Consider the following 26,234-nt stretch of genomic DNA (forward strand, 5'->3'; position numbering starts at 1 on the left):
ATATATAAAATTTTGAGAAAGTATTGACAATATTGGTTTCATATATATATAATATAACCATGACATAATAAAATATAAAGATTTAAAAATAAAGGGGGGTAATTCATGGCTAATTTGTTTGTAATACCTAAATATATATTTACAGGTAAAGATGCATTAAATCTTGCCTCAGACAATATAAAAAAACTTGGTAAAAAAGCATTAATTGTTACAGATGATATGATGGTGAAACTTGGCAGTGTAAAAAGATTAACAGATTTATTAGATTCAATTTCAGTTAATTACGAAATTTATAGTAAGGTAAATAGTGAACCAACGGATAAAATGGTTAGTGAAGGAATTGAAATTTATAAAAATGATAATTGTAATTTTTTAATAGCTGTTGGTGGAGGAAGTCCTATTGACACTATGAAAGCTATAGGTGCTATGATAACGAATACAGGAAAAATAACTGATTATTTGGGTAAGGTGATACCCAATGATCCACCACCATTAGTTACCATTCCAACTACTGCAGGAACTGGTTCTGAAGCAACTCAGTTTACAATAATAGCGGATACAGAAAAAAATATTAAAATGCTTCTAAAAGGACCTAATCTAATGTCAACTATAGCAATTGTAGATCCGGTATTTACTTCAACAGCACCACCTAAAGTAACAGCGGCAACAGGTATTGATGCATTAACTCATGCTATAGAGTCTTATACTTCAAGAAAAGCTCAGCCCATGTCAAATATTTTTGCACTTTCAGCAGTAAAGCGTATATTTAAAAATTTATTGAGAGCCTATAAAAATGGAGATGACATGACAGCAAGGACGGAATTATCTATAGCAGCTTTAGAAGCTGGAATAGCTTTTAATAATGCTTCTGTAACAATAGTACATGGAATGAGTAGACCCATAGGAGCACTTTATCATGTACCCCATGGATTGTCTAATGCCATGCTGCTCAGTGAATGTTTAAAATTTGCACTTTTAGGTGCTCCAGAAAAATTTTGTGATTTAGCTAGTGAGATAGGGGGTTATAAAGAGGGGATGAGTTATATCCAGGCAGGAAAAGTTTTTGTAGGTGAAGTGGAGAAACTTTGTAAGAGTCTTGATATACAAACCTTGGAAGAATTTGGAGTAAACAAAGGCCTCTTCTTCAAAAATTTAGATAAGATGACGGAAGATGCCTTAGCTAGTGGAAGTCCACAAAATACTATGAGAATTCCAAGCAGTGAGGATATAAAAGACATATATAAAGCTTTATGGAAATAACTATTCTGTTATTTAAAATAAATATATCTAAGTTTAAATATAAATTTATGTTTTTTAAAGTATCTCTATAAAATATTTGTATTATCAATATCTTATTATTGAATTAGACATAAGTAGTATAATAGAAAAGAATTTGAAAACGATATCAAAAATAAAAGAGGCAGGTGAGATATATGGCATTAGTAAGATTAAGAGAATTATTACTTCGAGCAAAAGAAGGCAGATATGCAGTAGGTGCTTTTAGTATAGCAAATATGGAAATGATAATTGGAGCTATAAAAGCTGCAGAGGAATTAAAGTCTCCAGCTATATTACAGATTGCAGAGGTTAGGCTAAATCATTCTCCATTGCATTTAATAGGTCCTCTTATGATAGAAGCAGCTAAAAATGCAAAAGTTCCCGTAGCAGTACATTTTGATCATGGCATTACTTTGGAGAAGATAGAAGAAGCTTTAAAAATTGGATTTACTTCCGTAATGATAGATGGTTCTAAAAATAATATTGAAGGTAATATAAGTATTACACAGCAAGTGGTGAAAGAGGCAAATAAATATGGAGCATCTGTAGAAGCAGAAATAGGAAGAGTTGGAGGCAGTGAGGATAATACAGAAAATATTGCTGTAGCTTATACTGATGAAAAGGAAGCTAAAAAATTTTATGAAGAAACTAAGGTGGATGCACTGGCAGTAGCTATAGGGAATGCCCATGGAGTATATGTAGGAGAACCTAAATTAAACTTTCAGGTACTGGATAATGTAAACAGGGCTATAGATGTGCCATTGGTACTTCATGGTGGATCAGGTATAAGTGCAGAAGATTTTAAGAAGACTATAACTCTTGGCATAAGAAAAATAAACGTAGCTACAGCAACCTTTAATTCTGTAGAGGAAAATGTAAGAAGACTTTATGAATTAAATAAAAAAGTAAACTATTTTGAATTGCATGATACAGAAATTGAAGGAGCCTACAATAATGTAAAAAATCATATTGAAATATTTGGAAGCAATGATAAAATGTAATGGGGGTGTAGTTATGAAATATATCGAATTTGATAACAGCAGAAAATTAGATGTTATACCTATAGGAAGAGTGGCTATAGATTTTAATCCTGTAGATATAAACAGAACTTTAGCTGAAAGTACTACTTTTAAAAAATATGTAGGGGGGTCGCCTGCTAATACTGCAGTAGGACTTGCAAGACTTGGTAAAAAAGTTGGTTTTATAGGTAAGGTTTCAGATGATAGATTTGGAGATTTTGTTGTAGATTATTTTAAAAATGAAGGAATTGATGTTTCTCAGATTTGCAGAGGGAAAGAAGGAGAATCACTGGGACTTACCTTTACTGAAATTTTAAGCCCTACGGAGAGCAGCATATTAATGTATAGAACTGGAGTAGCTGATTTAAATTTAAATGTTAGCGAAATAGATGAAGAGTATATAAAAAGTGCTAAGTCAATTATAATTTCAGGAACTGCCCTTGCAGAAAGTCCCTCAAGAGAAGCTGTATTAAAAGCTATGACCTATGCTAAAAAGAACAACACTGTAGTGATTTTTGATGTAGATTATAGAGCTTATAATTGGAAGAATAAAGATGAGATAGCTATATATTATTCAATAGTTGGTAAGAATAGTGATTTAATTATAGGCTCTAGAGAAGAATTTGATCTTATGGAGAGTTTAATGGTGGACAGCAGTACTGATAGAGAAACTGCAGATAGATGGCTTGGCTATGGAAATAAAATTGTGGTTATTAAACATGGAAAAGAAGGCTCTACAGCTTATACAGAAGACGGCAATAGTTTTAATATAAAACCTTTCCCCGTTAAGCTACTGAAATCTTTTGGTGGTGGAGATGCTTATGGTTCTGCTTTTATATATGGAATATTAGAAGGCTGGGATGTAATAGATGCTCTTGAATTTGGAAGTGCTTCAGCAGCAATGTTAGTTGCAAGCCACAGCTGTTCAGATGCTATGCCTAAATCTGAAGATATAAAAAAATTTATAAAAGATAGTAAGGAAAAATATGGTCAAATGGTAGCTAGACTATAACAATTAAATAAAAAGTACACTTTATAGTTACTATTAGATCTAACTTAAGATTTATGGAGGTAATGAAAATGGTTCATAATTTAGATGGGATAAATTATGGTGAAAACGTTTTATGTAAAATTAATGGCGAAAATAAAGAAATGCTTATGGATATTTCTATTGATAAATTAAAACAGGGTGAACATAAAGAGTATAATGAGAAAAATAAAGAGATAGCGGTGCTTATTTTAACTGGAAAGGTTAAAATAACTTGGTTAAATAATAGTGAAATAATGCAGAGAAAATCTGTATTTGATGAAGATCCTTGGTGTCTTCATGTACCAAAGGCTACAAAGGTTACTATAGAAGCAGAAGAAGAAAGTGAACTCATTATTCAGTGTACTGGTAATAAGGAAAGTTTTACTGCAAAATTTTATGCACCAGAAGATTGTCAAAGTGACATATTTGGAGAAGGAACTTGGAATGGTACTGCCAGAAGAGTGGTAAGAACAGTATTTGATTACAAAAATGCTCCTTATTCCAACATGGTAATGGGAGAAGTTATAACTTATCCAGGTAAATGGTCCAGTTATCCTCCACATCATCATCCACAGCCAGAAGTTTATTATTATAAGTTTAATAAACCACAGGGACTTGGATTATGCCTTATTGGAGATGATGCCTATAAAATATCAGATAATAGTTTTGCAACTATACCAGGGGGACTTGTGCATCCACAAAGTTCTGCCCCAGGATATGCTATGTACTATTGCTGGATGATAAGACACCTTGAAAATAATCCTTGGGTAGATAGAATAGATGTACCAGAACATAAATGGCTTTGGGAGAAAGATGTAAAAATATGGCCAGAAAAATAATTAATAAGATAGATCATTAACAAAGTTAGGAGGATAGAATTATGAGTACTGTAAAATTGACAACAGCACAAGCCTTAGTTAAATTTTTGAACAGCCAATATATTAGTGTTGATGGAAAAGAGAGTTTTTTTGTAGAAGGAGTTTTCGCCATATTTGGTCATGGTAATGTACTTGGACTTGGTCAGGCTCTTGAGGAAAATCCAGGAAATTTAAAGGTGCATCAAGGAAGAAATGAACAGGGAATGGCTCAGGCAGCAATAGCTTTTGCAAAACAAAGCAGAAGGAAAAAAATATATGCCTGCACTTCTTCAGTAGGACCTGGAGCAGCAAATATGATAACAGCAGCAGCTACTGCCACAGCTAATAACATACCAGTATTGCTTCTTCCAGGAGATACCTTTTCTACAAGGCAGCCAGATCCTGTACTTCAGCAAATAGAGCAAACTTATAGTGCAGCAGTAACCACTAATGACGCTTTTAAACCGGTGTGTAAATATTGGGACAGAGTGGTAAGACCAGAACAGCTTATGAGTGCTATGCTAAATGCCATGAGAGTGCTCACTAATGAAGGGGATACGGGAGCTGTTTGTATAGCTCTTCCTCAGGATGTACAGGGAGAAGCTTATGATTTCCCGGAATATTTTTTCCAAAAAAGGGTTCACAGAATAGAGAGAAGATGTGGCACAAAAGAGGAAATAAATGATGCCGTTGAACTTATTCTAAAAAAGAAAAAGCCTCTTATTATCTGCGGCGGTGGTGCAAAGTATTCAGAAGCTGGAGAAGAATTAAAGAAATTTGCACAGGAATTCAACATACCTATATGTGAAACTCAGGCAGGAAAAAGTGCATTGGAAAGTACATTTTTATTGAATCTTGGAGGAGTTGGAGTTACTGGAAATCTAGCCGCCAATCTCATTGCCAGTGATGCAGATCTTATAATAGGAGTAGGTACCAGATTTACAGACTTTACTTCAGGATCAAAAGGTCAGTTTAGAAATAGTGAAGTTGAATTTTTAACAATAAACGCATCAAGATATAATGCAGAAAAAATGGATGCAGTAAAGATTGTGGGTGATGCTAAAGTTTCTTTGAAGGCACTATACGAAAATCTTCATTTAAAAGGATATAAAAGTGGATACACCTCTGAAATAGAAGAGGCTAAAGATAGGTGGGAACAAGAAGTAAAAAGACTCTATGCTATTGAATTTAATGATAAGGATTTTAAACCAGAAGTTGCAGGACATAATGATGATAGTGCTAAAGAACTTTATGATTTATATAATGAAGCAATGCCTCAGACTACAGTAATTGGAGAAATAAATAAATTTCTTCAAAAGGATTATGTCATAGTGGGTGCATCTGGAAGCCTTCCAGGAGATCTTCAAAGACTGTGGCGTTCCAATGAAAAATACAGTTATCATATGGAATATGGATATTCCTGTATGGGTTATGAAGTATCTGGAGCCTTGGGAGTAAAATTGGCTGAGCCAGATAAGGAAGTTTATGCTATGACTGGTGATGGCAGTTATATGATGCTTCACTCAGAACTTATAAGTTCTGTTCAGGAACATAAAAAAATAAACGTACTGTTATTTGATAATTGTGGATTTGGCTGTATTAACAACCTCCAAATGAGTAATGGAATGGGAAGTTTTGGGACAGAATTTAGAAGAAGAAATGAGGAAACCGGCCATTTAGACGGGGAATATATACCTATAGATTTTGCTAAATCAGCAGAAGGATATGGTGTTAAAACCTATAGTGTTAAAAATATAAAAGAATTGAGAGAAGCGTTAGCTGATGCTAAAAATCAAACTGCATCTACTCTTATTGATATAAAGATATTACCAAAAACAATGACTAATGGTTATGAATCTTGGTGGCATGTAGGTGTTGCTGAGGTATCTAATAAAGAATCAATACAAAAGGCATATGACTCAATGAAAGAAAACCTTTCAAAAGCAAGACAGTATTAAATTTGTTTAAGTATTAAAAAAATAAAATTTATAATTATTAGAATGGGGGATGTTGTTATGTTGAAAATTGGAATTATAGGTGCAGGAAGAATAGGAAAAGTTCATGGAGAAAGTATTACAAAGTATGTAAAAAATGCAGAAGTAAAGGCAATTGCAGATGTATTTTTAAATGAAGCTACAGAAGAATGGGCTAAGGATATGGGAATTCCGAATACCTATAAAGATTATAAGAAAATACTTGAAGATGACGAAATAGATGCGGTATTAATATGTTCATCCACTGATACTCATTCAAAGATATCTATAGAAGCTATAAGGGCTGGAAAAAATGTATTCTGTGAAAAGCCTATTGACCATGATTTGTCAAGAATTAAGGAAGTCATAGATGAACTTAAAAAATCAAAAGTTAAATATCAAGTTGGATTTAATAGGAGATTTGATCATAACTTTAAAGCAGTGAGATCAGCAGTTGCTAAAGGTAAGATAGGAGAACCTCATATACTTAAAATAACTTCAAGAGACCCTGAACCTCCATCAATAGATTATGTTAAAGTTTCAGGAGGCATATTCCTTGACATGACAATACATGATTTTGATATGGTAAGGTATCTTTTAGACAGTGAAGTAGTGGAAGTTTATGCTTCAGGAAATGTACTTATTGACAATGCCATAGGAAAAGCCGGGGATATTGATACAGCTATTGTAACTTTAAAAATGAAAAGTGGAGCACTGGCAGTAATTGATAACTCGAGAAAAGCTGCCTACGGTTATGATCAAAGAGCAGAAGTATTCGGATCACTAGGACAGGTATCTGTAGAAAATGATAGTAATTCTTCAGCTGTGATATCAACTAAAGATGGAGTGACTGGCGAAAAACCATTATTCTTCTTCTTAGAAAGATATATGCAGGCTTATGCACAAGAAATAAGTGAATTTATTGATGCTATTGTAAATGATACAGAGGTTCCTGTAAATGCTGATGACGGTTTAAAAGCCGTATTAATAGGTGAGGCTGCCACAAAATCTTTAAAGGCAAACAGACCTGTTAAAATATCAGAAATAGAATATTAAAATAATAATTTGATTCGGGGGGAATTACTATGTTTAATAACGAAAAAGTAAAAGTAGGTATATGTCCAATAGGCTGGACAAATGATGATATGCCAGATTTAGGTAAGCAAAATACCTTTGAACAGGCTGTAAGTGAAATGGCTTTGGCTGGATTTAAAGGTACTGAAATAGGAAATAAGTATCCTAAGGATGTAAAGGTTTTAACTAGAGCTTTAGAACTTAGAGGACTTCAAATAGCAAGTGCTTGGTTTAGTTCATTTTTAACTACAAAACCATATGAAGAAACTGAGAAAGCATTTGTAGCACATAGAGATTTTTTAAATGCTATGGGTGCTAAAGTAATAGTAGTGTCAGAACAGGGGCATAGTATTCAGGGTCAAATGGAAACCCCAATATTTGATGGCAAGTATAAATTTAATGAAGAAGAATGGAAACTTCTTGGAGATGGACTTAATAAACTTGGTAAACTTGCAGCAGATAAAGGGATGAAAATAGTTTATCATCACCATATGGGCACAGGAGTTCAAACTACAGAAGAAATTGATAAACTTATGAGTATTACCGATGAAAATTTAGTATACTTGCTATTTGATACAGGTCATTTAGTATATTCTGGTGAAGATCCAATAGCTGTATTAAAAAAATATATTAATAGAATTAAACATGTACATCTAAAGGATGTAAGACCAGAAATTGTTAAAAAAGTTAAAAGAGAAAAATTAAGTTTTTTAAAGGGAGTAAGGCTTGGTGCATTTACCGTACCTGGAGATGGAGCCATAGATTTTGAACCAATATTTAAAGTATTAGAGGATAGTGACTATGAGGGCTGGTTACTGATTGAAGCAGAACAAGACCCGGCCATAGCTAATCCTCTTGAATATGCTAGGATAGGAAGAAATTATATAAAAGAAAAAGCTCATATATAATTATTTATAACCTCATTTAAAAGGACATACTGACTTCCTATGAAGTATCAGTATGTCTTATAAAAAGAATATATAACATAGTTTTAATATAAATTGAAGGAGGCGTAAAGTATGAGTTTATTGCCGATAATAAGTTTTTTACTGTATACGGGTTTAGTAGGGGTGTATGCATTCATGAAAACAAGAAGTACTAATCTTGAAAGTGCGGATGGATACTATCTTGGTGGAAGAAGTTTAACGGGTGTGTTTATAGCGGGATCCATTATACTTTCAAATCTCTCTACTGAGCAGATAGTAGGTCAAAACGGAACCAGTTTTGGAAGTACCATGGCAGTTATGGCTTTTGAAGAGACCGCTCCTATTGCTTTAATAGCCCTCGCACTGATATTTTTACCTCGTTATTTAAAAAGTGGTATAACCACTATACCGGATTTTCTTGAAGAAAGATATGATAGAAAAACACGTCAAATGATATCCATATTGTTCTTATTAGGGTATGCAGCAACTTATCTTCCTACTGTTCTCTATTCAGGAGCATTAGTACTAGATCAAATCTTTAATATTTCAGGTATGCTTGGCGTAAGTCAAATGACTGCAGTTGCCATTACCGCTGTTTTTATAGGTATTATAGGTCTTGGATATGTTGTATTTGGAGGCATGAAAGCTATTGCAGTGTCTGACACATTAAATGCAGTAGGACTTTTAGCTGGCGGACTATTAATACCAATTTTAGCACTTATAGCATTAGGACATGGAAGTTTTACAGGTGGAATTCATAACTTAATTACAATGCATCCAGAAAAACTTAATGGCATAGGTGGTAGTGCTTCTGCAGTTCCTTGGCCAACAATATTCTTTGGATTATTATTTAATAATTTATTTTACTTTTGCACAAATCAAGCCATAGTTCAAAGAACTTTAGGGGGTAAAAATCTTATTGAGAGTCAAAAGGGTGCTTTATTTGCAGCTACCTTTAAATTAATAGGACCATTTTTTCTTGTTTTACCTGGCGTAATTGCTTTTAGCTTACTAGGAAATTCAGTTCTTAAAAATGACCTTGCTTATCCAGCATTAGTTATAAGTGTTTTACCTAAACCTTTAGCTGGATTATTTGCAGCAATTCTATTTGGAGCTATAATGAGTGCTTTCAATGGAGCAGTAAACAGTTCAGTTACACTATTTACTATGGATTTATATAAGCCGTCAATAAATCCTAAAGCTACTGATAAACAAGTAGTTTGGGTAGGAAAAATGCTAGCACTGGCAATAGTTATAATATCTGTTATAGTAGCTCCTTTTGTATCTAAAGCACCATCAGGTCTGTATTTGTTTCTGCAGCAGATGTTTGGATTCTACAATATACCTATTATAGCTATAGTAATAATAGCCTTTTGTACAAAGAGAGTTTCAGCAACTGCAACGAGAGTAGCTACCATTATACACGTTATAATATATGCACTTTATATAATTTTCTTCTCAAAAGTAAATTTCTTATATGTATTAAGTGTATTGTTCTTTGTTAATGTAGCAGTTATGTTAATTGTAGGCAAAATAAAACCTAGAGAGACAGATTATGTACAGGTAGATTCTAAACAGGTAGATTTAACTCCATGGAAATATAGAAAAGTATATTCTGTATTCTTAATAATAGCAATGCTTTGCATATATGTACTGTTCTCAAAAATAGGAATTGCTCGTTAAAATTTATGAAAACGATTATATTGTTAATGTTAAAGGATTTTAAATAAGAGTTATTTATAGTTTAGAGGAGGAAGTTTATCATGGGAAATATTATCTTTGAAGAAGAAGATGGAATAGAAAAAGTTACAATTAACAGACCTAAAGCTCTTAATGCATTAAATAGTGAAACATTAAAAGAACTTGGTACAGTAATAAATGACATATCTGTAAACGATGGAATAAAAGCTGTAATAATAACAGGTTCGGGATCAAAAGCTTTTGTAGCTGGTGCAGATATAGCTGAAATGAGTACTCTAAATTCAATAGAGGCAACAAATTTTTCAAGACTTGCCCAAAATGTATTTTCACAAATAGAAAATCTACCTAAATTAGTAGTAGCAGCAGTTAACGGTTTTGCTCTTGGAGGAGGATGTGAGCTTGCAATGGCTTGTGATGTAAGGTTTGCTTCAAAAAAAGCTAAATTTGGTCAACCAGAAGTTAATTTAGGAATATTGCCAAGTTTCGGAGGAACTCAACGGCTTCCAAAATTGGTTGGAAAGGGAATAGCAAAAGAATTGATATTTTCTACAGATATGATTACTGCCGATGAAGCTTATCGTATAGGACTTGCTAATAAAGTCTATGAACCTGAGGAATTATTAGTAAAATCACAGGAGTTTGCTGAAAAGGTAATGACTAAATCTCCATGGGGTGTTAAATTAGCAAAAGCATGTATAAATAATGGATTAGATGTAGATTTGGAAGCAGGACTTAAATATGAAGCAAATTCATTTGGTCTGTGTTTTTCAACGGAAGATCAAAAGGAAGGTATGAAAGCATTTTTAGAAAAAAGAAAAGCAGACTTCAAAGGACTTTAACCTGACTAACTTGGCGTAAGTATCCCTCGCACTCTGTACAGCCCTCACACAAAATCAAAAAAAGATTTTGGTTCTCTGCTTGCACTCTGTACAGCGATTCGTACCAAATACAAAATAAATTTTGTTTTGTCTGCTTGCACTCTGTGAAAGTGGGAGTTCAACGCCAAGTAAGCCATGCATTTGCAGTTCTAAAATTCAGATGGTGTAAAAGAATCTCCACCTGAATTAAGAACTTGCTTCAAATTAAGAATTGTAAGGGGATGATCTCAATGGCAGTAAGTTTTTTAAAACCTTGTGAAGTTGCCGAGATGGTTAAAGATGGAGATGTTGTTGCAACTGGTGGATTTGTAGGAAGTTGTTGCCCGGAATCTCTTACAGGTTATTTGGAAAAGCGATTTAATGAAACAGGACATCCCAAAAATCTAACTTTGTTGTATGCAGCAGCTCAGGGGGATTGTACTGGAAAGGGAGCAGATCATTTTGCACATGAGGGAATGACAAAGAGAGTTATTGGAGGGCACTGGAATTTAGCCCCAAAACTAGGGAAGCTGGCTATAGAAAATAAAATAGAAGCTTATAACTTACCTCAGGGAACCATTTCTGAATTATTTAGAGATATAGCAGGAAAAAGAATAGGTACCATAACTCATGTGGGATTAAATACTTTTGTAGACCCTAGAATTGAGGGCGGAAAGTTAAATGATATAAGTAAAGAGGATGTAGTAAAGCTTATAAATGTAGAGGGTGAAGAAAGACTTCTATATAAGTCGTTACCAATAGATGTGTGTTTTATAAGGGGAAGTTTTGCAGATGAGAATGGAAATATAACCTTGGAAAGGGAAGTGGCTAGTTTAGAAGCTACTTCCATGGCCCAGGCTTGTAAAAATAGTGGAGGAATTGTAGTAGTTCAGGTAGAAAAGGTTGTGGCATCTGGAACACTTGATCCACGTCTTGTTAAGATACCGGGAATTTATGTGGATATAGTGGTAGTTTCAAATGCTAGGGAACATGAACAGTCCTTCGGATCTGATTATAATCCAGCCTTAACAGGGGAAATAAGAGTACCAATTACAAGTATCGAGAAAGCTCCATTAAATATAAGAAAGATAATTGCAAGGAGAGCTGCCTTGGAATTAAAACCCAACACGGTAGTAAATCTTGGAATAGGCATACCAGAAGTTATATCCATGGTGGCAAATGAAGAGGGAATTGGAAAGTATATGACTTTAACGGTAGAAGCAGGACCAGTAGGCGGAGTACCAGAAGGCGGCGGCAAATTTGGAGCTTCTATTAATCCAGAGGCAATACTGGACCAGCCTTATCAATTTGATTTTTATGACGGCGGCGGAGTTGATATTGCCTTTTTAGGTTTAGCACAGGTAGACCAAAGTGGTAATTTGAATGTGAGCAAATTTGGACCGCGTATAGTAGGCTGTGGCGGATTTATAAATATATCACAGAATGCAAAGCAGGTAATATTCTGTGGAACCTTTACTACTTCAGGACTTAAAGTATCAACTGGAGATGGAAAGCTTGAGATTCTGCAAGAAGGAAAGCTTATAAAGTTCTTAAAGGAAGTAGAGCAAATAACCTTTAGTGGGAGATATGCTCAAAAGACAAAACAGAAGGTCATGTATATAACTGAGAGAGCAGTATTTGAGCTAAAAGAAGATGGATTATATCTAACTGAAATAGCGCCAGGAGTGAATCTTAAGAAAGATATACTTGAATTGATGGAATTTGTTCCTAAAATGGAGGGACAGCCAAAACTTATGGATGAACGTATTTTTTATGATAAACCTATGGGATTAAAAAATAATAACTAAAAATAAATATAATTTTTGGAGGAATATAATATGAATTTTGATTTAACAGAACAACAGCAATTGATACAAAAAACTGCAAGAGATTTTGCTGAAAATGAACTTAAACCTAGAGTTATAGAAAATGATGAAAATAGTAAATTCCAAGTAGATACTTATAAAAAGATGGGAGAACTAGGGCTTATAGGAATGCCATATCCTAAAGAATATGGTGGATTTGGAGGAGATTATTTATCCTATGTATTAGCAGTAGAAGAAATATCAAAAATAGATGGATCAGTGGGTATTTCCTATTCAGTAAGTACCTCCCTCTGTTCAGGGGGTATATTTAATAATGCTTCTGAAGAACAAAAGAAGAAATATCTTCCAGATGTACTTAGCGGGAAAAAATTTGGCTCTTTTGGACTTACAGAGCCAAATGCAGGTTCTGATGCTTCAGGAGTACAGACTACCGCCGTAAAGCAGGGAGATTATTATATATTAAATGGATCAAAATGTTTTATCACCAATGGTCCTCTATCAGAAACATTTTTCGTAATTGCCTCTACAGATAGAAGTAAAGGTGCTAAGGGACTCTCTGCATTTATTGTAGAAAAGGATTTTTCAGGCTTTTCTATAGGAAAAATTGAAAATAAATGTGGTATAAGAGCTGCTCAGGTTTCAGAATTAGTTTTTGAAGATTGTAAAGTTCCAGTTGAAAATCTGGTTGGGCAGGAAGGAAAGGGGTTAGGAATGGCACTTAGTACTCTTGATGGAGGAAGAATAGGTGTTGCAGCTCAAGGCCTTGGGATAGCTGAAGGTGCTTTTAATGTAGCTAAAAAGTATATGACTGAAAGAGTACAATTTGGTAAACCACTATTTAAAAATCAATATTTGGCTTTTAAAATGGCAGAACTAGAACTTGAAATAGAGCAGGCCAAATATATTCTATATAAGGCTGCTTTAGATAAACAAAATAAGAGGCCTTATGGGTTATCTGCTGCTAAAGCAAAACTTGCATGTACAGATGCAGCTATGCATGTGACTGTAGAAGCTGTACAGATGCTTGGTGGAAATGGATATATGAGAGAATACAATGTGGAAAGAATGATGAGAGATGCTAAAATAACTCAAATTTATGAAGGAACAAATGAAATTCAAAAGCTTATCATCAGCGGAGCAATATTCCGATAGAACAAAATTTTATTAAGTTTAAACTGTGACCAATAAAAGTATATACCCTTAAAAATATTTTTAAATAAGTACACCTTTCTTTCTTAACTTAATTTTTGGGATAGTTTTATTGAATTACTTTTTAACTGATAATCATATTATTTTTATTGGTCATTTTTTATATAAATTACAATATATAATCACCAATTATATTAAATAGATTAATGTATATTGTATATTAATCTATTTAATGTGGAGATTAAAAATGGAAATAAAGTTATGTCAATACAACCTGAATATAAAGGCTAAATTATTAGCATTTATATTCAGGTTGTATTGATATTTTTTTAGTCTGATATTTAATTTAATGTATAAGATTTATCCTAAAGAGGCTTCTTTTTCTTTATAAGCTAAATTTTTATCTACCTTTTTATCACTAAAGAAGGCAAAGAATATTCCAGGTATTAATATAAAGAATCCATATTTGAAAGTGGAACTAAAGGCAGCTACTGTGTGATCAGTAAATTTTGTTTCTATGTGTGTAAAAATTATTTTTGTCTCTTTCTTTTGAATTTCAAAGCCCTGTTTAACTTTATCCTGCATAGCTTGAGGGACAGTTTTTAGGGTTTCATTTTCTTTAAAATTTATTTCTTTTATTATATCATCTATGTTGGGCTTATTACTGTTAGTGGAGGTCGTTTTTGATGAATTAAGAGAACCTATCATAGCAGTTTTAGCTTCATTATTAAAAATAGTGTCTGCTTTAATTATATTAATAGCATCATCTTTAGCTTTTGACATTTCAGAAGTCATGCTGCTATTGAATAATGTCAATAGAACGGCAACACCAAGTACAGTACCAAGAGTTCTAGTCATATTGTTAACACCAGAGGTCATTCCAACCTTATCCTTAGGTACATTTCTTATCATAGATCCCATTATAGAAGACATGGCAAGACCCATACCAAGACCTGCTACTACTAGTCTTAATATTATATCTAAATTAGTAGAATATTGAGTAAGAGTACTGTAAAGATAGCTGGAAAGTGCTAAAAGAGCAAGCCCCACTGTACCAAATATTCTTCCCCCAAGTTTTTGAGTTAAAGGTCCGCTGATACTAGAGCTTAATATGGAAGCTAGTGCCATAGTGGATATTATAAGTCCTGATGACAATTCACTTAAACCCTTAACTTGTGTCAGGAAAAATGCCAAGAAGAAAGCACCAGCCATCATGCCAAGTCCCAATAAAAATAGTGCAATAGCTCCACATGTAAAAGGCGCTATCCTGAAAAGGCTTAGAGGAAGCATAGGGCTCTTTACCTTTAATTCAGCTATTATAAATAGTATAAATGAAATTAATGATATTATAAGAAGTGATATTATAAAAGTTGAAGTCCAACCCTTATCATTTGCCTCTATAAGAGCTAGGGTAAGAGAAAACACAGCTATAGATATGGCAAGTATTCCTAATAGATCTATACGTCTATCTGCAGAAGAATCATAAGATTCTCCAATGTATTTAATAGTTAAAAGTACTGAGATTATTCCGATGGGAATATTTATAAAAAATATAAATCTCCAGCTTAAAAATTGAGTAATTATACCTCCAAGGGAAGGACCGCTGGCTGCTGCAAGACCTGCAAAGGCTCCCCACATCCCCATAACCATTCCATGTTTTTTCGGAGGAAATATATTAAGAGCCAAGGGGATGGTTACTGGTACCACTAGAGCGGCAGATAATCCTTGTATGACTCTGAAAAAAATAAGCATTTCAGGCGATTTAGATAATCCAGACAGAAGAGAAGAAAGTGTAAAAGCTATAATTCCCATTATAAATATCTTTTTTCTTCCAAATTGATCTGCAAGTCTTGAAGCAGTTATTATTAGCACTGCAAAGGCTATATTGTATCCATTTACTACCCAGGATATATTTTCTACAGTAGTATTAAAGTATTCTGTCATATTAGGTAAAGTTATATTAACTATAGTAGTATCTAAAAGAGCCATAAAAAAACCTAATACTATGGCAATAAAAGCAATAGTGGTATTGGCATTATTTTTTTTGTTCATAAGGAACCTCCTAATTATTTAATATATTGAATTGAAATGTTATTTTTAAAGTATTTATATTATTGTTCTACAGAAATTTATTGAAAAAATTAAAGAGATTAATGTTTTTTTAATAATTTAGAAGACCATTTATTTAAAAGATTATATAAATCTTCATAAAGTTCTATGAGATCAAGGGCGTTTTTGTTATGTTCCTCCAGATATTTATGTTCTTCTTTATGTGGGCCATTCATATACTCACTTTTTGACTTTAATACAGCATTGAAATTTTTAAGTAGATTATGACGTTTGTTTTCATCAACATTATTTAAATTTACAATAAAACCGCTGAAATCAAAATATATATTAGAAAAGTTTGTAGAATATTTTTCCATAAGTTCATGAAAATAATTATGACCTTTTTCATTAATATAATATACAGTTTTTTCCGGCATTTCCCCTTCCTTAATGTTTTTTGAATCAAGATAGCCATCCTTGGAAAGTTTAATAATCTTTTTATAGATAGAAGCATTACTTATTTTAACCCAGTAACTTAAATTCCAAGTTTCAAATTCCTTTACCATTTCATAAGCACTTTTTTCACCATGAAGTAGATATCCAAGTATGATTAAATCAATTGATGACAAAGTTTTCACCTCCAATTATAGCGTATACTACTATATAATATAGTAGTATACGCTATAATTGTCAATGGGAATTTATTTAGGTATGATATATTCATTAATGTAGATATTAATATATAATAATATAATATGGAATTATAAATTGGAAATTGTTATCATATGAAAAATAAAAGGAGGTAAAATATGCTTATTACATGTAGTACTATTTTAAAATTAAAACATCTTGAAGAAATGAAATTAGTAGCTGGAAAAGGCGGCATAAATAGAGTGATAAGATGGATTCATGTAGTAGAGAGTCCACAGGGTTCGGAATGGTTAAAAGGTGGAGAATTAGTTTTTATTACGGGAGTAGTCATAAAAGATGATGTAAATACTTTGGCTAAATTTGTAAAAGACTTAATAGACAAGAATCTGTCAGGACTTGTGATAAATACTGGGCCTTATATTACAGAGACTCCAGAGGAAGTTAAAGAATTGGCAGACAAATTTGACTTTCCCATATTTGAATTACCTTTTGAGGTAAAGCTTATAGATGTAACTCAGAGTATATCTAGAGCTATTTTTATGAATAAAATAGAACGGGATTCTATGAATAGCTTTATGAAGGAAATTATTTTTGGAGAATCTATTTTTACAGATAAAGTTTTAAATAGAGCCTCTGTTTATGGTTATGATTCCAGTAAAAATTATTGTGCAATTATAGTTGATATTGATAACTTTGAAAAACTTACTGACAGCACGGGCGTAAAAAGTGAAGAAAATATTATGGAAATAAAACAGAATGTAGAAGTTATTATATTATCTATAATGAATAAAAAAGGTAAAAAAGTTCTTAATGTAATGCATAGAGATTCTATTATAATTATGTTTCCAATGGATGAGAAGGATATTTATGAAGACAGATATCTAGATAGTGCCAATGAAATTGTGAAAACCGTCAGTGAAAAAATGAAAGAATTAACTGTAAGTGTAGGCATAGGTAGTAGTACCAATAAATTAAGAGATTTTCACATAAGCGTTGATCAAGCACAAAAAGCTTTAAATATGATAAGAATTTTTGGTGAAAAAAATACTGTAAGGACATATAAAAAATTAGGTATATATAGAATATTCTTTGAAACCAATAATAAGAGAGAGATGAAACAGATTTATTATGAAATGCTGGGGAAGCTAATTGAATACGACAATAAAAATGAAAGTAATATGTTAAAAACTTTGGAAACTTACATATCAGAAGGTGCTAATTTGGGGAAGGCAGCTGAAAAACTTTTTATACATAGAAATACAATGAAATATAGAATGAATAGAATTGAAGAAATACTTGAATGTGACTTAAAAGATATAAATATACTCTTTGAATTTATGGAAGCTATAAAGATTGGTAAATTTTTAAACTATATTTCATAGACAACTGAGAGCTTATATATTTGTGTATAGTGGACATATAAAAAATATTTTAAATATGTTAGATTATTTACATGATAATTATTGAATTATTAAAATTAATATATGTTAATTGATAAAATATCAATAAATTACAATTTGGAGGCATAACAATGATAAGCTCAGTATTTCAATCACCAAAGAAAATAATATACGGAGAAGGTTCTGTAGAACAAGTTGGTATAGAAACTAAAAAGTACGGCAGCAAGGTAATGATTATTACAGGAAGAAGTTCATCTAAGAAAACTGGTGCATTAGATAAAATTATAGATAGTTTAAAGTCAGAAAATTTACAGTATATAGTCTTTGATAAAGTAGAATCTGATCCAAGTGTGGACACAGTGGATTTAGGAACTAAAATAGCAAAAGAAGAGGATGTAAATGTAATTATAGCCCTTGGAGGTGGAAGCCCTCTTGATGCAGCAAAGGCTATAGGCATTATGATAAAGAATCCTGGAAATATTGTGGATTATGAAAATAAAGAACCTCAGGTTCATGGAGTACCAGTTATAGCAGTACCAACTACTGCGGGAACGGGAAGTGAGGTAAGTAGATTTATAGTAATAACTGATACTAAGAGAAAAATTAAAATGCTCATAGGTGGAGAAGCATTAGTGCCAGAGGTTGCAATTTTAGATGGTGAATTGACATTAATGGTACCAAGTGATGTAACCGCTGCTACAGGAATGGATGCATTAACCCATGCTATAGAAGCTTACATATCAAAAAAGGCTCAGCCAGCTACAAATGTACAAGCTGTTTCTGCCATAAGTATAATAAGTAAAAATTTAGCTAAAGCAGTACAGAATGGGGAAAATATAGAGGCAAGAAGTAATATGTTATTTGCACAAATGCAGGCAGGATTTGCTTTTAGTAATGCTTCAGTAGCATTAGTTCATGCTATGTCAAGACCACTTGGAGCATACTTCGGGGTGCCTCATGGACTGGCAAATGCCATACTTCTTCCAAGAGTTATGGAATACAACAGAGCTGCTTGTCCTGAAAAATTCAAAGATATTGCAGAGGCTATGGGAGAGAATACAGAAGGACTGTCTTTAAGAGATGCAAGTAACTTGGCAGTAAAGGCTGTGAAAGATTTATATGCTGAAACGGGACTTCCTACAAAGTTAAGAGATGTAGGGGTTAAAGAAGAAATTATAGAGGATCTTGCAAAGGATGCTATTAAAAGCGGTAGTGCACTGGTTAACCCAAGAAAAGCCAGTTTAGAAGATTTGATAGAAATTTATAAAAGTATTTATTAATTGATATTTAGGAGGAATTCATTATGGAACAGACAATAAAAAGAGAAGAAACTACGCTAAAAGTGGATGAAATAAAGAAGTATGATAAACAATATAATTTGCATTCCTGGAGTGCTCAATCTAAATTAAATCCTATGGTAATTACAAAGGCAGAGGGAATTTACTTTTGGGATGAAAAGGGGAAAAGATATTATGATATGTCATCACAGCTTGTAAATTTAAATATAGGTTATGGAAATAAAAAAGTAATAGAAGCTATAAAGGACCAGGCAGAAAAATTAGCTTTTACAGGTCCTGGAAATGCTATAGATGTAAGATCTGAACTTGCTAAAAAGGTGATAGAAATTGCACCAGACAATATGGGAAAAGTATTTTTTACATTAGGAGGAGCAGATTCTAACGAAAATGCCATAAAGATGGCTAGAATGGTTACTGGAAAGTATAAAATATTCTCACGTTATCGTTCTTATCATGGTTCAACATTTGGTGCAGCAAATCTTACAGGGGAGCCTAGAAGATATACCTGTGAACCTGGAATACCTGGATTTGTAAAATTCTTTGATCCTTATGTATATCAGGAAAAAATAGAATTTAAAAGTGAAGAAGAGGCATCAAAGTATTATGTAAATAAGCTTAGAGAACAGATTACTTATGAAGGTGCTGACACTGTAGCTGCAATAGTATTGGAAACTGTAACAGGAAGTAATGGAGTCATAATACCTCCAAAGGGATACCTTGAAGGGGTTAGAGCTTTGTGTGATGAGTTTAATATAATTATGATCTGTGATGAAGTTATGGCTGGATGGGGCAGAACTGGTGAATGGTTTGCCTGCAACAACTGGAATGTAAAGCCTGATATTATTACTTTTGCAAAGGGTGTAACCTGCGGATATGTACCTCTAGGCGGAGTTATTGTCAGCAAAGAAATTGCAAAGCATTTTGATGATAATGTACTTATGTGTGGTCTAACTTATAGTGCTCATCCAATTGGCTGTGCTGCCGGCTGCGCTACTATAGATGTATATAAAGAAGAAAAGCTTATTGAAAATTCAAGAGAAATGGGAAAAGTACTTGGAGCAGAACTTGAAAAATTGAAAGCAAAACATGCTTCTGTAGGGGATGTAAGATATATAGGATTGTTCTCAGCAGTAGAACTTGTTAGAAATAAAGAAACAAGAGAACCTATGGTACCTTATGGAAAGGATCCGGAAAAAGTAATGTCAAAACTTGTTGGAATGCTAAAAGAAAAAGGTTTTTCAACTTATTCTCATGAAAGCTGCATATTAGTTGCACCACCGCTTATAATAAAAGAAAATGAAATTAAGGAAGCTATGGCAATACTGGATGAAGTTCTTGATTATGCAGATACTTTAACTCATTAATAAGGGGAGTTTTAAAATAATGTTCTAAGTTAGGATGTGATATTTACGATTATTAGTGCCTTCACTGCGAAAGAAAATCTAAGTTTCGCTTAATTTAAAAACTAAGTTTTACTAGTGCTCGTTCAAAGCACTTTTAATAGTAAATATCACATCAAGGAGGATTATTTTAAAACTGGTATAATGATAACGGTATTTAAAGAAAAATAATGTAAAGACTATATATATGATAGAAAATTACAAAGATTTGAATATATTAGCTTAGGTGAAGAAGTTTTGATATAATTATGCTTTTAGAGACAATTTAAAAGGGGTGTAAATTAAGATGGAAAATGTTAGTTGTGACATAAAAAGAATGGAAGATAAAATTGTTACATTTAGTAAATTTGGTGATACTGGAAAAGGTGGTATAACAAGATTGGCTTTATCAGAAGCAGACTTTCAGGCAAGAGAAGAATTCTGCAAGAGGATGAAGGCACTAGGAGCAGAGATTGTAACAGATGATATGGGAAATATTTATGCTACCTTTAAAGGATCAGAAGATCTTCCGCATATTGCAATGGGGTCACATTGTGATTCAGTAGTACAAGGTGGAAACTACGATGGTATTCTAGGAGTACTTACAGGAATGGAAGTAGCAGAAACTATAGTTAAAGAGAATATTCCACATCGTCATCCAATTACAGTTATGATCTGGACCAATGAGGAAGGTGCTCGTTTCGACCCTGCTATGATGTCATCAGGAGTTATTACTGGTAAATTTGATAAGGCGAAGATGCTGGCGTCAAAGGATATGGAAGGTGTAACCTTTGGTGAGGCACTGGATGCCAGTGGATATAAGGGTGACGAGAAGAATAGAATGAATCCCAAGGATTACAAAGCTTTCCTAGAACTGCATATTGAACAGGGACCAGTGCTTGAAGCTGAAAAGGTGGATATTGGAGTTGTAGAAGGCGTTGTGGGAATGGTCAATTATGAATTTGAATTTATAGGTCAGGCTGGTCATGCTGGAACTGTTCCTCAGAAAATGAGACAAGATGCCCTTTTAGCAGCTTCCGAGGCTATTCAATATCTTCATAGAGAACTTGATAAGTTGGATGAAAAATTAGTTTATACTACTGGTAGAATTATCTGTTCACCAAATGTGCATACAATTATACCAGATGATGTGAAGTTTACCTTGGATGCAAGACATCAGGATCCTGAAGTGATAAAACAAGTTGTTGAAATTATTAAGAATATTCCTTCTGAACTTGCAAAATGTAAAGTTAGCTACAAAGAATTGTGGTCACGTAAAACTGTCAGCTTTAATAAAGAATTTGTGGATTTTGTTGAAAAAAATGCAGAGACTTATGGCTACTCCAATATGAGAATGTACAGTGGTCCTGGACATGATGCTCAGTTTGTAGCCGATATGCTGCCTGTAACTATGATATTTGTTCCAAGTATCGGCGGACACAGTCATTGTGAAATAGAAAAGACTCCTGTGGAGAATTGTCTAAAAGGAGCTAATGTATTACTTCAAACGGTATTGGATATAGATAAGAAATAGAAATATATTTTCACTTAAATTAAGAACTTGCTTCAATATATATTGATAAAAGTTTTTCTCAATTCAGTATATAAATTGATATTTTCAAAGTTAAAAGTAAATAATATTAACATATTGATAATCTTTTTAAATTCATTTAAACTTAGTAAAGATAAAAAATTTTAAAAAACTAAATTAAGGCAATATAAAAATAAGTATTAAGTCAAAGCTGCTGAGTATATTTTTAACCTGACTAACTTGGCGTAAGTCTCTTCGCTTCTTCAAGTGGAAGTTCGACGCCAAGTAAGCCATGCATTTGCAGTTCTAAAATTGAGATGGGCTAAAAGAATCCCCACCTGAATTAAGAACTTGTTTCAATCTAAAAATAAAATTGTTCATCAATATAGTCAGCTATATGGTTTTATTAATTTAGTAAAATGCAAAATATACTAGCATACTTACTTATTATTTACTTGAATGTGCCTAAAGAGGAGTGAAGCTTATTATGAAAGAAGAAATGTACGAATTAAAAGAAGACGTAAGCCAAAGTAAATTGTATAATAAAGACCTTGCCCCTACATCTATTAAGGAGAGAAATTGGAATACTTATAATTATACAGCATTATGGATAAGTATGGCACATTGTATACCTACTTACATGATGGCTGGCGGACTTATTGCACTAGGAATGAATTGGATACAGGCTCTTATAACTATTACCCTTGGAAATATAATTGTTTTAATACCAATGCTATTAAATGCTCATCCGGGTGCTAAATATGGAATTTCCTTTCCTGTTTTAGCGAGAGCCTCTTTTGGAACAAAGGGTGCTAATATACCGGCGGTGCTGAGGGCTATAGTTGCTTGTGGATGGTTTGGTATAAATACTTATATAGGTGGAAGTGCGCTAAATGTATTATTTTCATCTATAATACCAGGATGGAAAACTATGGGTGGAAGTTTTAGCATACTAGGATTAGCACTGCCTAATGCCATAACATTTATGATATTCTGGGGATTACAGATATATATTATATACAAAGGTATGGATGTAGTTAGAAAATTTGAAAATTGGGCTGCTCCAGTGGTATTAATACTTGCACTTGTTCTTGTAATATGGGCAGTTTACACTGCAAAAGGTTTTGGACCATTGTTTAATGAGCCAAGCAAATTCAAAACTACAGGAGAATTTATCAAGGTATTTATTCCTTCACTAACTGGTATGATTGGGTTCTGGGCAACTTTATCACTTAATATACCTGATTTTACTAGATTCGCAAGAAGTCAAAGGGAACAAATGATAGGTCAGGCTATTGGATTACCACCAACTATGACAATATTCTCAGCTATGGGAATTATAGTAACTTCAGCGACAGTTATAATATTTGGAAAAGCAATGTGGGATCCTGTTGATATAGTTTCAAAATTTACAAATCCTATAGTACTTTTCATAGGTTTTGCTGGAATAGTTATTGCATCATTATCGGTTAATATAGCAGCAAACATTGTTTCACCAGCCAATGATTTTTCAAACATGATGCCAACACGTATCGATTTTAAAACTGGAGGACTTATTACAGGTATTTTAGGTATAGTTATTATGCCTTGGAGACTTTTATCTGACCCTAGTGGGTATATATTCAATTGGCTTGGAACTTATTCAGGAATACTAGGACCAATTGCAGCAATTATAATTTGTGATTACTGGATTTCTAAAAATAAAAAACTCAATATAAAAGATCTTTTCATGGAAAATGGAATTTATACTTATTCAAATGGTTTTAATAAAAGTGCAATTATAGCCTTAGTTATTGGAGTTATTGTAGCTCTTATAGGTAAAGTAGTACCAGCCTTGGCAGGAATAGTTGATTATTCATGGTTTGCTGGCTTTGGAGTATCCTTTATAGTTTACCTAATTATGAATCCTAGAGATAAATCTGCAGATTCTGAGAGTGCAGAAACAGAAGAAACTCCAGCTGTATAAAAAAGGTGTATATAATATTGATATGTAAAATGAGATTATATTAAATTAATCCTTTAAATTGGGATGTAAATTATATGAATGAATCTTATCCAATGGAAGTTTACATTTCAATTAGTTATAAATTTATTGTTTTAAGCTTTCATAGGCATTATCTATAAACCATTAATATTAGCAGATTTAATTTTGAAATTGTTAATGTTAATGGTTTAAGATTTTTATTAAAGATACAAATTATTTTAAACAGATATATTCAATAAAATTAGGGAAATGTAGAAGGAGGTGGACTTTAGTGAGATTTTGTACTTGTAATACAGTTTCTTACTAAAGATAATTATGGATACAGTAATTAAGAATGGAACAATAGTAACTGCTACGGATACTTTTAGAGGTGACATATCCATTAAAGATGGAAAAATTCAGACTATAGCTGTAAATATAGATCCAGGTAATGCAAAAGTAATTGATGCAGAGGGCAGATTAGTTTTACCTGGTGCCATAGATGCCCATACTCATTTGGCAATGCCTTTTGGCGGCACAGTTTCTTCAGATGATTATGAAGCAGGAACAAGAGCTGCTGCCTGCGGGGGAGTTACTACAGTATTTGACTTTGCTCTTCAGACTAAAGGTGAGGGAATTATTGAAACCGCACAGAGAAGAAATAAGATTTGTGAACCTCAAGCTTGTGTAGATTATGCTTTCCATGTGGCAATTACAGATTTAACACCAAAAGTGCTTGAAGAATTCCAAACAGCAGTAGATTATGGTATACCTAGCTTCAAGGTATTTATGGTCTATAAAAAAGAAGGACTTATGGTAGATGATGGAGTACTCTGCAAGATACTGAAAAAGTCCAAGGAAACAGGAGCTCTTATAAGTGTTCATGCAGAAAATCCAGATTTAATAGATTTGAGAACAGAACAATTTTTAAAAGAGGGAAAAACTTCAGCTTGGTATCATTACTTAAGCCGTCCTGAATTTGTAGAAGCAGAGGCTGATAAGAGAGCTATTCATTGGGCAAAATCATTAAATGCTCCACTTTATATAGTTCACCTTGCCAACAAAGAAGGAATGGAAGAAGTTAAAAAGGCTAGAGATGAAGGCTATGAAATCTATGCAGAGACCTGCCCTCAATATCTTCATTTTACTAGTGATGTGTACAAAAGAGAAGATGGAAGAAATTTTGTATGTTCACCTCCAATGAAAGGCCAGGAAAGCCAGGATGCACTATGGGAAGGTATAAAAACTGGTGATATTGCAACTATAGCTACAGATCATTGTCCCTTCCAAAGTTATGAGAAGGATTGGGGAAAGGATGATTTTACAAAAATCCCTAATGGATGTATGGGTATAGAGAACATGTATCCATATATGCTAAGTGAAGCCAATAAGGGAAAAATTTCTTTTAACAAGGTTGTAGAACTTTGCTCAAGTAATCCAGCCAAGATATTTGGCTGTGCACCTGCCAAGGGAACTATAGTGCCAGGTAGTGATGCAGATATAGTAATATATGATCCAAATAAGGATTTTGTAGTTTCAAAGGATAATATGCATTCAGATGTGGATCATACTATCTGGGAGGGTACTGAGCTTAAGGGTTATCCCGTTATGACTCTTTCAAGAGGCCGTGTTGTGTTTAAGGATGGAGAGTTTTTAGGAGAACCTGGCTGGGGCAAGATGCTAAAACGTAGAAGGAAGTAGAGTCACTTGAAGTGAGAGGATAGAACTTTGATGTATGTTTTAAAATAAGTCTCAAAGCTAATGGTATATTTGCATTTATAATAACGTTCAGCTTCAAAAGAAAATCTAAAGTTTTGCTTAGTTTAAAACACTATGACTTTTAAACTCCCTTCGGTCAGACAGTAAAAGTCACTTAACGTGTTTCAAACACGCAAAACTAAGATTTTCTAGTATTCGCTTCAATGTTATTCACAATGCAAATATACCATTATGAGACCTATTTTAAAATCTTACAATGAAAGTTAGGGTGCTTCAAGTGATTGACTTCAAAATTCTAAACACTTTAAGCTCAAACAGTAAAGGGTTCCTAACGAATTTTGAAGCCGGCAAGATAAGATTTTCTAATTATTCATTCGAAGATATCTTCAACGTACATGTGCCATACCAATGAGACTTATTTTAAATCTAGTTATGAAAGTTGAATGTTCCAAGTATTTAGGAGAGAAATGTGGTTAGGGGGATGTGTGTAAGAAATATGTATTGGGTATTTTGGATGAATAAATAGATATAGTAGAATGGTTATGCTTTTATGA

19 protein-coding genes are annotated in these 26,234 nt (G+C 33.1%); 17 read left to right on the top strand and 2 right to left on the bottom strand.

Annotated elements, in window-relative coordinates:
• The first annotated feature begins 105 nt into the window (after positions 1–105).
• From CLPA_RS05280 to CLPA_RS05330, 11 genes are all read left to right on the top strand, one after another.
• Positions 106–1,260, top strand: a complete 1,155-nt coding sequence (locus CLPA_RS05280; RefSeq protein WP_003444543.1) for an iron-containing alcohol dehydrogenase — start codon at positions 106–108, stop codon at positions 1,258–1,260.
• A gap of 173 nt (positions 1,261–1,433) precedes the next feature.
• Complete coding sequence (locus CLPA_RS05285; protein ID WP_003444541.1) at positions 1,434–2,279, top strand: class II fructose-bisphosphate aldolase; 846 nt, start codon at positions 1,434–1,436, stop codon at positions 2,277–2,279.
• Between the two features lie 13 nt (positions 2,280–2,292).
• Entirely contained in the window at positions 2,293–3,309 is a 1,017-nt protein-coding gene (gene iolC / locus CLPA_RS05290) for a 5-dehydro-2-deoxygluconokinase (RefSeq protein ID WP_003444539.1), read from the top strand.
• A gap of 68 nt (positions 3,310–3,377) precedes the next feature.
• Entirely contained in the window at positions 3,378–4,166 is a 789-nt protein-coding gene (locus tag CLPA_RS05295; RefSeq protein ID WP_003444537.1) for a 5-deoxy-glucuronate isomerase, read from the top strand.
• Between the two features lie 41 nt (positions 4,167–4,207).
• Positions 4,208–6,142 (top strand): 3D-(3,5/4)-trihydroxycyclohexane-1,2-dione acylhydrolase (decyclizing), encoded by a 1,935-nt coding sequence (gene iolD, locus CLPA_RS05300; protein ID WP_003444535.1) that lies wholly within the window; start codon positions 4,208–4,210, stop codon positions 6,140–6,142.
• Between the two features lie 57 nt (positions 6,143–6,199).
• The gene (gene iolG / locus CLPA_RS05305; protein ID WP_003444533.1) at positions 6,200–7,213 is read left to right on the top strand and encodes an inositol 2-dehydrogenase; all 1,014 of its coding nucleotides are present in this window, start codon (positions 6,200–6,202) and stop codon (positions 7,211–7,213) included.
• Positions 7,214–7,242: 29 nt separating this feature from the next.
• Complete coding sequence (gene iolE / locus CLPA_RS05310) at positions 7,243–8,139, top strand: myo-inosose-2 dehydratase (protein WP_003444525.1); 897 nt, start codon at positions 7,243–7,245, stop codon at positions 8,137–8,139.
• A gap of 111 nt (positions 8,140–8,250) precedes the next feature.
• Entirely contained in the window at positions 8,251–9,840 is a 1,590-nt protein-coding gene (locus CLPA_RS05315) for a solute:sodium symporter family transporter (protein WP_003444523.1), read from the top strand.
• An 80-nt stretch (positions 9,841–9,920) separates the two neighbouring features.
• Positions 9,921–10,697 (top strand): enoyl-CoA hydratase-related protein, encoded by a 777-nt coding sequence (locus CLPA_RS05320; protein WP_003444509.1) that lies wholly within the window; start codon positions 9,921–9,923, stop codon positions 10,695–10,697.
• A gap of 269 nt (positions 10,698–10,966) precedes the next feature.
• Entirely contained in the window at positions 10,967–12,523 is a 1,557-nt protein-coding gene (locus CLPA_RS05325; RefSeq protein ID WP_003444508.1) for an acyl CoA:acetate/3-ketoacid CoA transferase, read from the top strand.
• 30 nt (positions 12,524–12,553) lie between these two features.
• Positions 12,554–13,693 (top strand): acyl-CoA dehydrogenase family protein, encoded by a 1,140-nt coding sequence (locus CLPA_RS05330; RefSeq protein ID WP_003444507.1) that lies wholly within the window; start codon positions 12,554–12,556, stop codon positions 13,691–13,693.
• Between the two features lie 357 nt (positions 13,694–14,050).
• Here CLPA_RS05330 and CLPA_RS05335 read toward each other — a convergent pair whose 3' ends face one another.
• Both CLPA_RS05335 and CLPA_RS05340 read right to left on the bottom strand, forming a co-directional pair.
• The gene (locus tag CLPA_RS05335; protein ID WP_003444489.1) at positions 14,051–15,742 is read right to left on the bottom strand and encodes an MFS transporter; all 1,692 of its coding nucleotides are present in this window, start codon (positions 15,740–15,742) and stop codon (positions 14,051–14,053) included.
• 98 nt (positions 15,743–15,840) lie between these two features.
• Positions 15,841–16,368, bottom strand: a complete 528-nt coding sequence (locus CLPA_RS05340) for a PadR family transcriptional regulator (RefSeq protein ID WP_003444487.1) — start codon at positions 16,366–16,368, stop codon at positions 15,841–15,843.
• A gap of 180 nt (positions 16,369–16,548) precedes the next feature.
• Here CLPA_RS05340 and CLPA_RS05345 point away from each other — a divergent pair, with 180 nt between their 5' ends.
• The 6 genes from CLPA_RS05345 (at position 16,549) to hydA (ending at position 25,662) form a co-directional block, all read left to right on the top strand.
• Positions 16,549–17,772 carry a PucR family transcriptional regulator gene (locus tag CLPA_RS05345; protein WP_003444485.1) on the top strand — a complete coding sequence of 408 codons (1,224 nt, stop codon included), beginning with the start codon at positions 16,549–16,551 and terminating at the stop codon, positions 17,770–17,772.
• A 149-nt stretch (positions 17,773–17,921) separates the two neighbouring features.
• Positions 17,922–19,070, top strand: a complete 1,149-nt coding sequence (locus CLPA_RS05350; protein ID WP_003444483.1) for an iron-containing alcohol dehydrogenase — start codon at positions 17,922–17,924, stop codon at positions 19,068–19,070.
• A gap of 23 nt (positions 19,071–19,093) precedes the next feature.
• On the top strand, positions 19,094–20,452 hold the full coding sequence (locus CLPA_RS05355; RefSeq protein WP_003444481.1) for an aminotransferase class III-fold pyridoxal phosphate-dependent enzyme: 1,359 nt from the start codon (positions 19,094–19,096) through the stop codon (positions 20,450–20,452).
• 322 nt (positions 20,453–20,774) lie between these two features.
• The gene (locus CLPA_RS05360) at positions 20,775–22,001 is read left to right on the top strand and encodes a Zn-dependent hydrolase (protein ID WP_003444479.1); all 1,227 of its coding nucleotides are present in this window, start codon (positions 20,775–20,777) and stop codon (positions 21,999–22,001) included.
• A 484-nt stretch (positions 22,002–22,485) separates the two neighbouring features.
• Entirely contained in the window at positions 22,486–23,964 is a 1,479-nt protein-coding gene (locus tag CLPA_RS05365) for an NCS1 family nucleobase:cation symporter-1 (RefSeq protein WP_003444477.1), read from the top strand.
• Positions 23,965–24,297: 333 nt separating this feature from the next.
• A complete protein-coding gene (gene hydA / locus CLPA_RS05370) occupies positions 24,298–25,662 on the top strand; it encodes a dihydropyrimidinase (RefSeq protein ID WP_003444475.1) in 1,365 nt (454 codons plus the stop codon).
• Positions 25,663–26,234: the final 572 nt, after the last annotated feature.

This window comes from Clostridium pasteurianum DSM 525 = ATCC 6013 (genome assembly GCF_000807255.1).
GTDB lineage: Bacteria > Bacillota > Clostridia > Clostridiales > Clostridiaceae > Clostridium_I > Clostridium_I pasteurianum.